The following is a 12178-nucleotide window of genomic DNA, read 5'->3' as shown; positions in this document are numbered from 1 at the left end:
TCACTTGTCCCTTGAGGAATAACACCATGACTATTAAAGCGATCAACGTGCGTAACCAGTTCAAAGGCACCATCAAGGAAATCGTCGAAGGCGACGTACTGTCGGAAATCGACGTGCAGACCGCGTCCGGCATCGTCACGTCGGTGATCACCACCCGCTCGGTGAAAGAGCTGGAGCTGGTGATTGGCAGTGAAGTGATTGCCTTTGTGAAATCCACCGAGGTGTCGATCGCTAAACTGTGATGATCGCTCCCACGCTCCGCGTGGGAATGCACCCCGTGACGCTCTGCGTCACAAGAGCGGACGCAGAGCGTCCTATGAGGCGTTCCCACGCAGAGCGTGGGAACGATCATTGAGGGCGCTTGGGCAAAAACACCGGCAAATAAAGCCCCACATACGCATCAAACACCCGCATCCCTTCCTCCGCCATGCGCGGGGTGATCTGCCCATGCTGATGCACCGAGCGTGCATACACGCGGTCGCTCAGCTCCAGCGCCAGGGCAAACACGTCCACATCCGCCGGCAGCACCGGCACTTCAAAGTGGCGGTTGAACACTTGCTGCATCAAGTCCCCCAACTCCAGGTCATGCTGGCGGTCGGCCTGGGTCACTTCGGTGAGGCCGTGCTGGGCGAGGATCAGTTGGCGGGCGGCGGCGTCCTTGCTGTAGATCGCCAGCATGCGCAACTCCACCAGGCGCGACAGGTCGCGCCAGTGGTGCAGGCTGTCGTGGTCGATCGGCGCTTGCAGCGCGGCGCGGAAGGCGGCGTGAATGTCAGCGGTCAGGGCTTCGAGCAAGGCCGGGACGCTGGCGAAAAAGTGATACACCGATGACGGCGGAATCTGCGCCCGTTCGGCCACGCTGTAGATCGACAGACTGGCCACGCCTTCGGCGGCCAGCAGGGTGCGGGCAGCATCGAGGATCGCGTCGATCCGGGCCTGGCTGCGGGCGCGGGGTTTGCGAGGGGCGGCGGGGCGGGTCATGGATGTCTCCTACAGGGCAGCGGGCATTGTACGCGACCTTGATCGTTCCCACGCTCTGCGTGGGCACGCCTCTTAGGACGCTCTGCGTCCGCTGTTGTGACGCAGAGCATCACGGGCTGCATTCCCACGCAGAGCGTAGGAACGAGATAGCAGGCCATAAAAAACGCCGCAGGCCATAAGCCTGCAGCGTTCATTTATTGCAGCATCCGCTTACACGGTATGCAGGTACCAGTTGTACTCAAGGTCGGAGATGGAGTGTTCAAACTCCTCCAGCTCACTTTCCTTACAGGCGACGAAGATATCGATGTATTTCGGGTCGATGTACTTGGCCATCACCTCGCTGTCGTCCAACTCGCGCAGGGCATCGCGCAGGTTGTTCGGCAGGCTTTGCTCGTTCTGCTCGTAGCTGTTGCCTTCCACCGGTGCGCCAGGTTCGATCTTGTTGGTCAGACCGTGGTGCACGCCCGCCAGGACCGAAGCCATCAGCAGGTAAGGGTTGGCATCGGCGCCGGCCACACGGTGTTCGATACGGACGGCGTCGGACGAGCCGGTCGGTACGCGAATCGCCACGGTGCGGTTGTCCAGGCCCCAGCACGGCGAGTTCGGCACGTAGAACTGTGCGCCGAAACGACGGTAGGAGTTGACGTTGGGGCACAGGAAGGCCATTTGTGCAGGCAGGGTCTCCAGCACACCGCCGATCGCGTGACGCAATGCGGCGTTCTGCTCGGGATCCTCGCTGGCAAAGATGTTCTTGCCGTCTTTGTCCAGGATCGAAATATGCACGTGCAAACCATTGCCGGCCTGGCCTGGGTAAGGCTTGGCCATGAAGGTGGTGTCCATCTCATGGTCGTAGGCAATGTTCTTGATCAAACGCTTGAGCAGTACCGCGTAGTCGCACGCCTTGATCGGGTCGGCGACGTGGTGCAGGTTCACTTCGAACTGCGCCGGGGCACTTTCCTTGACGATGGCGTCAGCCGGGATGCCTTGCTCTTTGGCACCTTCCAGAATGTCCTGGAGGCAGTCGACGTATTCGTCGAGGTCGTCGATCAGGTAGACCTGTGTCGAGTGCGGGCGTTTGCCGGAAATCGGCGAGCGGGGAGGTTGTGGCCGGCCGTTCACGTTCTCCTGGTCGATCAGGTAGAACTCAAGCTCGAAGGCGGCGCAGATGGTCAGGCCCATGTCGTCAAACTTGGTTACAACTTGGCGGAGCACTTCGCGCGGATCGGCGAAGAAAGGTTCACCTTCAAGTTCGTGCATGGTCATCAGCAGTTGCGCGGTAGGGCGCTTTTGCCAGGGTTCATTGCACAGTGTGTCGGGGATTGGATAACAGATTCGGTCAGCATCACCGATGTCCAGACCCAGGCCGGTGCTTTCCACCGTTGAGCCATTGATATCCAGGGCAAATAAAGAGGCCGGCAAGTTGATGCCTTTCTCGTAAACCTTGTGGAGGCTGGTGCGTTCGATGCGCTTACCGCGCACCACACCATTCATATCCGCAATTAGAAGGTCTACGTACAGAACCTCAGGATGATCCTTAAGGAACGCGTTCGCTTCGTTAAGCTGAACGGCACGCGGGGGTACCGACATGATGCAACACCTTTGTTGTTAAAAATATCAATCATTGATCTTTTCTGGTTTCAGTCAACCCGAACGGCTTGCCGAAGTCAAGCGAGGCCTTTTTTGCCCTAAAAAAGCGCCTTGAGGGGTTTTTTGCGGCTTTTTTGGGCAGTTTTGCCAGTTTGACCGGCTTGGGACTAGCAGGCTTGAGCGGGCCGTGTTGTATTTTTTACGGGGGTGTTGTGTAAAAAAATGAACAAGGCTAAGCTCGATTCAAACCCATAACAGCAATAATACCGGGGTGCTTCATGTCTGGCCTGCCGTTAATCGGCGTCACCGCCTGCTCCAAACAGGTTGGTCTGCATGCTTATCACATCAGTGGCGACAAATACGTCCGCGCCGTGGCAGTCGCTGCCAAGGGCCTGCCATTGATTATTCCGTCCCTGGCGGAGCTGTTCGAACCGGCCAATATTCTTGACGGTCTGGATGGCATTCTCTTTACCGGCTCCCCTTCCAATATCGAACCCTTTCATTACGACGGTCCGGCCAGCGCGCCCGGGACTGCTCATGATCCTGCACGGGACCAGAGCACCCTGCCGCTGATTCGTGCTGCGATTGCCGCAGGTGTGCCGGTGCTGGGGATCTGCCGGGGCTTCCAGGAAATGAACGTGGCCCTGGGCGGCAGTCTGCACCAGAAGGTTCATGAGTTGCCGGGTATGCTTGATCACCGCGAAGACGATACCCAGCCGCTGGACATCCAGTACGGTCCGGCGCACGCCGTGGCGATCACGCCGGGCGGGGTATTGGCGGGCCTGGGCTTGCCGGCCACGATCCAGGTCAATTCGATCCACAGCCAGGGCGTTGAGCGCCTGGCGCCGGGCCTGCAGGTCGAAGCGACCGCGCCGGATGGCCTGATCGAGGCTTTTTCGCTCAAACAAGGCAAGGCATTTGCAGACGCTTTTGCATTAGGAGTGCAATGGCACCCCGAATGGCAGGTAAGCTCCAACCCGTACTACCTCGCGATCTTCCAGGCATTTGGCGATGCCTGCCGAACGCGGGCGAAACAAAGAGACGCACACGCGTCAAACAACGCCTGACCTTTAATGGATGTCAGGAAACCCAGCCCAGAGGCATTTATGAGTAACAACCTCGACCAGCTCACCGATTGGTTGAAAGACCACAAGATCACAGAAGTCGAATGCATGATTGGCGACCTCACGGGGATCACCCGGGGCAAGATCTCGCCGACCAACAAGTTCATTGCCGAAAAAGGCATGCGCCTGCCCGAGAGCGTTCTGTTGCAGACCGTGACCGGCGACTATGTCGAAGACGACATCTATTACGAATTGCTCGACCCGGCCGACATCGACATGATCTGCCGTCCCGACCAGAACGCGGTGTTCCTGGTGCCCTGGGCCATCGAGCCCACCGCCCAGGTGATCCACGACACCTACGACAAGCAAGGCAACCCGATCGAGCTGTCGCCGCGCAACGTGCTCAAGAAAGTCCTCAAGCTCTACGCCGACAAAGGCTGGCAGCCCATCGTGGCGCCGGAGATGGAGTTCTACCTGACCAAGCGCTGCGAAGACCCGGACTTCCCGTTGCAACCGCCGATTGGCCGTTCCGGCCGCCCGGAAACCGGTCGCCAGTCCTTCTCTATAGAAGCGGCCAACGAATTCGACCCGCTGTTCGAAGACGTCTACGACTGGTGCGAGCTGCAGGAGCTGGACCTGGACACCCTGATCCACGAGGACGGCACGGCGCAGATGGAAATCAACTTCCGTCACGGCGATGCCCTGTCCCTGGCCGACCAGATCCTGGTGTTCAAGCGCACCATGCGTGAAGCCGCGCTCAAGCACAACGTGGCCGCCACCTTTATGGCCAAGCCGATGACCGGCGAGCCCGGCAGTGCCATGCACCTGCACCAGAGCATCATTGATATCGCCACCGGCAAAAATGTGTTCTCCAATGAGGACGGCTCCAAGAGCGAGCTGTTCCTGCACCACATCGGTGGCCTGCAGAAGTTCATCCCCGAGCTGTTGCCGCTGTTTGCGCCCAACGTCAACTCGTTCCGCCGCTTCCTGCCCGACACCTCGGCGCCGGTGAACGTGGAGTGGGGTGAAGAGAACCGCACCGTGGGCCTGCGCGTGCCGGATGCCGGCCCGCAGAACCGCCGCGTGGAAAACCGCCTGCCGGGCGCCGATGCCAACCCGTACCTGGCCATCGCCGCCAGCCTGCTGTGCGGTTATATCGGCATGGTCGAAGGCATCAGCCCGAGCGCCCCGGTGGTCGGTCGTGGCTACGAGCGACGCAACCTGCGCCTGCCGTTGACCATCGAAGATGCACTGGAACGCATGGAAAACAGCAAGACCATCGAGAAATACCTGGGTCACAAATTCATCACTGGCTACGTCGCGGTCAAGCGGGCCGAGCATGAAAACTTCAAGCGCGTGATCAGTTCGTGGGAGCGGGAATTCCTGCTCTTCGCCGTCTGATGCGCCGGGTGCGGCCAGGATGGGCCGCACCTTCACCTACTTTTTGGAGATTGGTATGTCCAGCAACAACCCGCAAACCCGTGAATGGCAAGCCCTGAGCAACGATCATCACCTGGCGCCGTTCAGCGACTTCAAGCAGTTGAAAGAGAAAGGCCCGCGCATCATCACCAACGCCAAGGGCGTTTACCTGTGGGACAGCGAAGGCAACAAGATCCTCGACGGCATGGCCGGCCTATGGTGTGTGGCCATCGGTTATGGCCGCGATGAGCTGGCTGACGCCGCCGCCAAGCAGATGAAACAACTGCCTTACTACAACCTGTTCTTCCAGACTGCCCACCCGCCGGTGCTGGAACTGGCCAAGGCCATCGCCGATATCGCCCCGGCCGGCATGAACCACGTGTTCTTCACCGGCTCCGGCTCCGAAGGCAACGACACCATGTTGCGCATGGTCCGCCACTACTGGGCGATCAAGGGCCAGCCGAACAAGAAAACCATCATCAGCCGCAAGAATGGCTACCACGGTTCCACCGTGGCCGGCGCCAGCCTGGGCGGCATGACTTATATGCATGAGCAGGGCGACTTGCCGATCCCGGGCATCGTGCATATCGCCCAGCCGTACTGGTTCGGCGAAGGCGGCGACATGAGCCCTGAAGAGTTCGGGGTGTGGGCCGCTAACCAACTGGAAGAGAAAATTCTGGAACTGGGCGTGGACAACGTCGGTGCCTTTATTGCCGAGCCGATCCAGGGCGCCGGCGGTGTGATCGTGCCGCCAGCAAGCTACTGGCCGCGCATCAAGGAAATCCTCGCCAAGTACGACATCCTGTTTGTCGCCGACGAAGTGATCTGTGGCTTTGGCCGCACCGGTGAGTGGTTCGGTAGCGATTTCTACGATCTCAAGCCGGACATGATGACCATCGCCAAGGGCCTGACCTCGGGCTATATCCCCATGGGCGGCCTGATTGTGCGCGACGAAGTGGTGGCGGTGCTCAACGAAGGCGGCGATTTCAACCACGGCTTCACCTATTCCGGGCACCCGGTGGCTGCTGCGGTGGCCCTGGAAAACATCCGCATCATGCGCGATGAAAAAATTGTCAGCCGCGTCCATGACGAAACGGCACCGTATTTGCAGAAGCGTCTACGTGAGCTGGCGGATCATCCGCTGGTGGGCGAAGTGCGCGGTGTCGGCATGTTGGGTGCGATCGAGCTGGTCCAGGACAAGGCCACGCGCAAGCGTTATGAAGGAAAGGGCGTGGGTATGATCTGCCGCACCTTCTGCTTCGAAAATGGCCTGATCATGCGCGCCGTGGGCGACACTATGATCATTTCGCCGCCGCTGGTGATCAGCAAGGCCGAGATTGACGAGCTGGTGACCAAGGCTCGCCATTGCCTGGACCTGACTTTGGCGGCATTGCAGGGCTAAGTGCTAGGCTCAGGATGCAGCGGCTGCGGCTGTTGCATTCGGGTAATGATAAATGCGGGGCTTTGGTTGAAAGCCGGCCCCTGAACTTGCCAGACTGTCGCCCTGTTTTGTCGCCCTTCGACGGGCCATGAAACGTAGAAAAATGTGGCCCAAAAAAGAAAAATTGGAGCATGACCGAATGAAGGCATTAGGTTTGAAGAACGCCGGCAAGACCCTCCTGGCCTTGTCCCTGATGGGCGCAATGGCAGGCACGGCCCAGGCTGCCGACAAAGTGCTGCACGTCTACAACTGGTCCGACTACATTGCACCGGACACCGTAGCCAACTTTGAGAAAGAGTCCGGCATCAAGGTGGTGTACGACGTTTTCGACAGCAACGAAACCCTGGAAGCCAAGCTGCTGGCGGGCAAGTCCGGCTACGACATCGTCGTACCGTCGAACAACTTCCTGGCCAAGCAGATCAAGGCCGGTGTGTATCAGGAGCTGGACAAGTCCAAGCTGCCAAACTGGAAGAACCTCGACACCGACCTGCTCAAGGCCGTGGGTGATGCCAGCGACAAAGGCAACCTGCACGCATTCCCGTACATGTGGGGCACCATCGGCATCGGCTACAACCCGGACAAGGTCAAGGCTGCGCTGGGCGTCGACAAGATCGACTCGTGGGATGTGCTGTTCAAGCCCGAGAACATCGAAAAACTCAAAAGCTGTGGCGTGAGCTTCCTCGACTCGCCAACCGAAATGATCCCGGTGGCCCTGCACTACCTGGGCTACCCGACCGACAGCCAGGACAAGAAGCAACTGGCTGAAGCCGAAGCGCTGTTCCTCAAGATCCGTCCTTCGGTGGGTTACTTCCACTCCTCCAAGTACATCTCGGACCTGGCCAACGGCAACATCTGCGTGGCCGTGGGTTACTCGGGTGACCTGGAACAGTCCAAATCCCGCGCGGCTGAAGCCGGTGGCAAGGTTAAAGTTTCCTACGCCATTCCCAAGGAAGGCGCAGGCAGCTTCTACGACATGGTCGCCATCCCCAAAGATGCCGAGAACCTGGACGCCGCCTACCAGTTCATGAACTACCTGCTCAAGCCTGAAGTCATGGCTGAAATCACCAACAGCGTACGTTTCCCGAACGGTAACAAGGCTGCCACGCCGCTGGTGAGCAAGGATATCTCGGGTGACCCGAGCATCTATCCGTCGGATGCAGTGAAAGCCAAGCTGTATGCAATCAGCGATCTGCCGGCCGCTACCCAGCGCCTGCTGACGCGCAGCTGGACCAAGATCAAGTCGGGTAAATAAGCCTTGATAGGTGTGGGAGGGGGTTTGAATGGGAGCGGGCTTGCTCGCGAAAGCGGCGTGTCAGTAGAGGCATATGCAGGCTGACACGCCGCCTTCGCGAGCAAGCTCGCTCCCACACAAGCCCGCTCCCACCCATTAAATGACAGAAAGCTTTGCCGGATCGGTTTATCGAGGGTAAGTTGCGCGCCGGTTTTGTTGTCGGGCAACAACTTTGGGCCCAACTATTTAAGAGGACCTCCACTTGCCAATTTCTTTATTTCGCAAAGCCTTGCTGGTAGGGGCGGGTCTCACGTTGGCAGTCAGCGTGCAGGCGGCTTCGACTGTGCATGTTTATAACTGGTCGGACTATATCGGCCCCGACACCCTGGCCAACTTTGAAAAGGCCACCGGCATCAAGCCCGTCTACGACGTGTTCGATTCCAACGAAACCCTGGAAGGCAAATTGCTGGCCGGGCGCACCGGGTATGACGTGGTGGTGCCGTCCAACCACTTCCTGGGCAAGCAGATCAAGGCGGGCGCGTTCCAGAAAATCGACAAGGCGCAGTTGAGCAACTACGCCAACCTCGACCCGGCGCTGCTCAAGCGCCTGGAAAAGAACGACCCGGGTAACCAATACGCCGTGCCTTACCTGTGGGGCACCAACGGCATTGGCTACAACGTCGACAAAGTCAAAGAAGTGCTGGGTGTCGACAAAATCGACTCCTGGGCCGTGCTGTTCGAGCCGGAAAACATGAAGAAGCTGGCCAGTTGCGGCGTGTCCTTTATGGACTCGGCGGATGAAATGCTGCCAGCGGTGCTCAACTACATGGGCCTGGACCCCAACAGTACCAACCCGGCCGACTACAAAAAGGCTGAGGAAAAACTCCTGAAAGTGCGTCCCTACGTGACCTACTTCCACTCATCCAAATACATCTCGGACCTGGCCAACGGCAATATCTGCGTGGCCGCCGGGTTCTCCGGCGATGTGTTCCAGGCCAAGGCCCGCGCCAGCGAGGCTGGCAAGGGCGTAAACATCGCCTACGCGATTCCGAAAGAAGGCGGCAACCTGTGGTTTGACGTGCTGGCGATCCCCAAGGACTCGACCAACGTCAAGGAGGCCCACGCCTTCATCAACTATTTACTGCAACCTGAAGTGATCGCTCAGGTCAGTGATTACGTCGGCTACGCCAACCCTAACCCAGGGTCGGATACGTTGATGGAGCAATCAATACGCACCGACGAAGCGGTTTACCCACCGCAGGCGGTTCTCGACCGGACGTTTGTCAACTTCGAGCTACCCCCGAAAGTGCAACGCTTGATGACCCGTAGCTGGACCAAGGTCAAGACGGGCAAGTAAGGCTCACACTATCTAAGGTTCGTCTGTATTGGACGTTCTGCACTCTTTTTTTCTGGGAGTTTCGTAAATGGCAGTTGCCTCCGGCGCCTATAAGAAAGCCCTCGAGGGCGACCAGACACCGAAAAAGGTGTTGGTCAAAATCGACCGGGTCACGAAGAAGTTCGACGAGACGATTGCCGTGGACGATGTGTCCCTGGAAATCAAGAAAGGCGAGATCTTCGCCTTGCTCGGCGGATCGGGTTCGGGCAAATCCACCTTGCTGCGCATGCTCGCAGGTTTCGAGCGCCCGACCGAAGGGCGGATTTTCCTCGACGGTGTTGATATCACCGATATGCCGCCCTACGAGCGGCCGATCAACATGATGTTCCAGTCCTACGCCTTGTTCCCCCACATGACCGTGGCGCAGAACATCGCCTTCGGCCTGCAACAGGACAAGATCCCCAAGGCCGAAGTCGAGGCCCGCGTGGCCGAGATGCTCAAGCTGGTACAGATGAGCCAGTACGCCAAGCGCAAGCCGCACCAGTTGTCTGGCGGCCAGCGTCAGCGGGTGGCCCTGGCCCGTTCCCTGGCCAAGCGCCCGAAACTGCTGCTGCTCGATGAGCCGATGGGCGCCCTGGACAAGAAGCTGCGTTCGCAGATGCAGCTTGAACTCGTCGAAATCATCGAGCGCGTCGGCGTGACCTGCGTGATGGTGACCCACGACCAGGAAGAGGCCATGACCATGGCCGAGCGCATCGCGATCATGCACCTGGGCTGGATCGCGCAGATCGGCAGCCCGATCGACATCTACGAAACCCCCACCAGCCGCCTGGTGTGCGAGTTCATCGGCAACGTCAACATCTTCGACACCGTGGTGGTGGATGACGCCGAAGGCCACGCAGTGCTCAAGTGCGCCGACCTGGACCGCGATATCTACGTGGGTTATGGCATCGCCACGTCGGTGGAAGACAAATCGGTGACCTACGCTATCCGCCCGGAAAAGCTGCTGGTCACCACCGAGATGCCGACCTGCGAGCACAACTGGTCCAGCGGCAAGGTGCATGACATCGCCTACCTGGGCGGCCATTCGGTGTTCTACGTCGAGCTGCCGAGCGGCAAGCTGGTGCAGTCCTTCGTCGCCAACGCCGAACGCCGTGGCGCGCGGCCGACCTGGGGTGACCAGGTCTACGTGTGGTGGGAAGACGACAGCGGCGTGGTACTTCGCTCATGAACATGAAGAAATTCAAACGGCGATTGCACCGAATAATTCCCAGCGGCAAGCAGGTGGTCATCGGGATTCCGTTCCTGTGGCTGTTCCTGTTCTTCATGCTGCCGTTCTTCATCGTCCTGAAGATCAGCTTTGCCGAAGCCGACGTGGCGATCCCGCCCTACACCGAGATCTACACCTACATCGAGCAGAAGCTGGAGGTGGTGCTCAACCTGGCCAACTACAGCCTGCTGGCCGGCGACGAGCTGTACATCGCGGCCTACCTGGGCTCGTTGAAGATGGCGTTTTTCAGCACGGCCTTGTGCCTGCTGATCGGCTACCCGATGGCCTACGCCATTGCCAGTGCGCGCAAAGAGATGCAGACCGTGCTGGTGCTGCTGATCATGATGCCGACCTGGACCGCGATCCTGATCCGCGTGTATGCGTGGATGGGCATCCTCAGCAACAACGGCTTGCTCAATGGCTTCCTGATGTCCATGGGCCTGATCAACGAGCCATTGCAGATCCTCAACACCAATATCGCGGTGTATATCGGCGTGGTCTATTCGTACCTGCCGTTTATGATCCTGCCGCTGTACGCCAACCTGGTGAAGCACGACCAGAGCCTGCTGGAGGCCGCGTCGGACCTGGGTTCGAGCACCTTCAACAGTTTCTGGAAAATCACCGTGCCGCTGTCCAAGAACGGCATCATCGCCGGCTGCATGCTGGTATTCATCCCGGTGGTGGGCGAGTTCGTGATCCCGGAACTGCTGGGCGGCCCGGAAACCCTGATGATCGGTAAAGTGTTGTGGCAAGAGTTCTTCAACAACCGTGACTGGCCGGTGGCTTCTGCGCTGGCGGTGGTGATGCTGGCGATCCTGATCGTGCCGATCATTCTGTTTAACCGCAGCCAAGCCAAAGAGATGGAGGGCAAGGTATGAAGCGCTTCAGTTTCTCCAGCTTCATGCTGGTCGTAGGGCTGCTGTTTATCTACCTGCCGATGCTGATCCTGGTGATCTATTCGTTCAACGAATCGAAGCTGGTGACGGTGTGGGGCGGTTGGTCGATCAAGTGGTACGTGGGCCTGTTGGACAACACCCAGTTGATGGGCTCGGTGGCGCGCTCCCTGGAAATCGCCTGCTACACGGCAGTGGCCGCGGTGGCGCTGGGTACGTTGGCAGCGTTCGTGCTGACCCGTATCAGCCAGTTCAAGGGCCGCACGCTGTTTGGTGGCCTGGTGACCGCGCCACTGGTGATGCCGGAAGTGATCACCGGTCTGTCGCTGTTGCTGCTGTTCGTGGCCATGGCGCAGATGATCGGCTGGCCCCAGGAGCGTGGCATCGTCACCATCTGGATCGCCCACACCACGTTCTGTGCGGCGTATGTGGCGGTGGTGGTGTCGGCGCGCTTGCGTGAGCTGGACCTGTCGATCGAAGAGGCGGCCATGGACCTCGGTGCGCGGCCGTGGAAGGTGTTCTTCCTGATCACCATCCCGATGATCGCGCCGTCGCTGGCGGCGGGCGGCATGATGTCCTTCGCGTTGTCCCTGGATGACCTGGTACTGGCCAGCTTCGTCTCGGGCCCGGGTTCGACCACCTTGCCGATGGAGGTGTTCTCGGCGGTGCGCCTTGGGGTCAAACCCGAGATCAACGCCGTGGCCAGCCTGATTTTGCTGGCGGTGTCGCTGGTGACGTTCCTGGTGTGGTTCTTCAGCCGCCGTGCTGAAGAGCGGCGCAAGAAGGCCATCCAGCAAGCCATCGAAGAAGCGGCAGCGGATGGCTGGAAACAGCCGGATGTACGCCGGGCGCCAGCACCGGTCTAACGGCCGGAACAGGCTCAAAATGTGGGAGCTGGCTTGCCTGCGATAGCAGAGGGTCAGTCACTGAAGATGTGACTGAACCACCGCTATCGC

11 protein-coding genes are annotated in these 12178 nt (G+C 59.3%); 9 read left to right on the top strand and 2 right to left on the bottom strand.

The genetic code is table 11. The annotated features are described in order from the left end of the window. Positions 1-26: 26 nt before the first annotated feature. A complete protein-coding gene (locus PSFL_RS14170) occupies positions 27-242 on the top strand; it encodes a molybdopterin-binding protein (protein ID WP_003213899.1) in 216 nt (71 codons plus the stop codon). A 106-nt stretch (positions 243-348) separates the two neighbouring features. Here PSFL_RS14170 and PSFL_RS14165 read toward each other — a convergent pair whose 3' ends face one another. Together PSFL_RS14165 and PSFL_RS14160 are read right to left on the bottom strand one after the other, a co-directional pair. After that, positions 349-981 (bottom strand): TetR/AcrR family transcriptional regulator, encoded by a 633-nt coding sequence (locus tag PSFL_RS14165; protein ID WP_057440428.1) that lies wholly within the window; start codon positions 979-981, stop codon positions 349-351. 210 nt (positions 982-1191) lie between these two features. Next, entirely contained in the window at positions 1192-2568 is a 1377-nt protein-coding gene (locus tag PSFL_RS14160; protein ID WP_057440427.1) for a glutamine synthetase family protein, read from the bottom strand. 278 nt (positions 2569-2846) lie between these two features. Here PSFL_RS14160 and PSFL_RS14155 point away from each other — a divergent pair, with 278 nt between their 5' ends. The 8 genes from PSFL_RS14155 to PSFL_RS14120 all read left to right on the top strand — a co-directional run bounded on the left by PSFL_RS14155 (position 2847) and on the right by PSFL_RS14120 (position 12088). Next, on the top strand, positions 2847-3635 hold the full coding sequence (locus tag PSFL_RS14155) for a gamma-glutamyl-gamma-aminobutyrate hydrolase family protein (RefSeq protein ID WP_115129234.1): 789 nt from the start codon (positions 2847-2849) through the stop codon (positions 3633-3635). Between the two features lie 39 nt (positions 3636-3674). After that, positions 3675-5033, top strand: a complete 1359-nt coding sequence (locus PSFL_RS14150) for a glutamine synthetase family protein (RefSeq protein ID WP_029289457.1) — start codon at positions 3675-3677, stop codon at positions 5031-5033. Between the two features lie 55 nt (positions 5034-5088). Further along, positions 5089-6453, top strand: a complete 1365-nt coding sequence (locus PSFL_RS14145; RefSeq protein ID WP_057960974.1) for an aspartate aminotransferase family protein — start codon at positions 5089-5091, stop codon at positions 6451-6453. Between the two features lie 178 nt (positions 6454-6631). Continuing rightward, the gene (locus PSFL_RS14140; RefSeq protein ID WP_057440608.1) at positions 6632-7744 is read left to right on the top strand and encodes a polyamine ABC transporter substrate-binding protein; all 1113 of its coding nucleotides are present in this window, start codon (positions 6632-6634) and stop codon (positions 7742-7744) included. A 241-nt stretch (positions 7745-7985) separates the two neighbouring features. Next, positions 7986-9080 carry a polyamine ABC transporter substrate-binding protein gene (locus tag PSFL_RS14135; RefSeq protein ID WP_057440426.1) on the top strand — a complete coding sequence of 365 codons (1095 nt, stop codon included), beginning with the start codon at positions 7986-7988 and terminating at the stop codon, positions 9078-9080. A 67-nt stretch (positions 9081-9147) separates the two neighbouring features. Beyond that, positions 9148-10290 (top strand): ABC transporter ATP-binding protein, encoded by a 1143-nt coding sequence (locus PSFL_RS14130; RefSeq protein ID WP_029289449.1) that lies wholly within the window; start codon positions 9148-9150, stop codon positions 10288-10290. Then, positions 10287-11207, top strand: a complete 921-nt coding sequence (locus PSFL_RS14125; RefSeq protein WP_029289447.1) for an ABC transporter permease subunit — start codon at positions 10287-10289, stop codon at positions 11205-11207. Before PSFL_RS14130 ends, PSFL_RS14125 begins: the two co-directional genes overlap by 4 nt. Continuing rightward, positions 11204-12088: an ABC transporter permease subunit gene (locus PSFL_RS14120; protein ID WP_057440425.1), complete on the top strand. Its 885-nt coding sequence runs from the start codon at positions 11204-11206 to the stop codon at positions 12086-12088. The genes PSFL_RS14125 and PSFL_RS14120 overlap by 4 nt, the downstream gene beginning before the upstream one ends. Positions 12089-12178: the final 90 nt, after the last annotated feature.

The sequence above is a fragment of the Pseudomonas sp. DD1 genome (assembly GCF_044510355.1).
GTDB classification, from domain to species: Bacteria; Pseudomonadota; Gammaproteobacteria; order Pseudomonadales; family Pseudomonadaceae; genus Aquipseudomonas; species Aquipseudomonas shahriarae.
This window is presented reverse-complemented; position numbering and strand designations above follow the sequence as displayed.

What these genes read in the sequence shown, in the direction of transcription:
- PSFL_RS14155 (WP_115129234.1), top strand. Translation starts at nt 2,847, where the DNA reads ATGTCTGGCCTGCCGTTAATCGGCGTCACCGCCTGCTCCAAACAGGTT.
- PSFL_RS14130 (WP_029289449.1), top strand. Translation starts at nt 9,148, where the DNA reads ATGGCAGTTGCCTCCGGCGCCTATAAGAAAGCCCTCGAGGGCGACCAG.
- PSFL_RS14160 (WP_057440427.1), bottom strand. Translation starts at nt 2,568, where the DNA reads ATGTCGGTACCCCCGCGTGCCGTTCAGCTTAACGAAGCGAACGCGTTC.
- PSFL_RS14150 (WP_029289457.1), top strand. Translation starts at nt 3,675, where the DNA reads ATGAGTAACAACCTCGACCAGCTCACCGATTGGTTGAAAGACCACAAG.
- PSFL_RS14145 (WP_057960974.1), top strand. Translation starts at nt 5,089, where the DNA reads ATGTCCAGCAACAACCCGCAAACCCGTGAATGGCAAGCCCTGAGCAAC.
- PSFL_RS14165 (WP_057440428.1), bottom strand. Translation starts at nt 981, where the DNA reads ATGACCCGCCCCGCCGCCCCTCGCAAACCCCGCGCCCGCAGCCAGGCC.
- PSFL_RS14125 (WP_029289447.1), top strand. Translation starts at nt 10,287, where the DNA reads ATGAACATGAAGAAATTCAAACGGCGATTGCACCGAATAATTCCCAGC.
- PSFL_RS14120 (WP_057440425.1), top strand. Translation starts at nt 11,204, where the DNA reads ATGAAGCGCTTCAGTTTCTCCAGCTTCATGCTGGTCGTAGGGCTGCTG.
- PSFL_RS14170 (WP_003213899.1), top strand. Translation starts at nt 27, where the DNA reads ATGACTATTAAAGCGATCAACGTGCGTAACCAGTTCAAAGGCACCATC.
- PSFL_RS14140 (WP_057440608.1), top strand. Translation starts at nt 6,632, where the DNA reads ATGAAGGCATTAGGTTTGAAGAACGCCGGCAAGACCCTCCTGGCCTTG.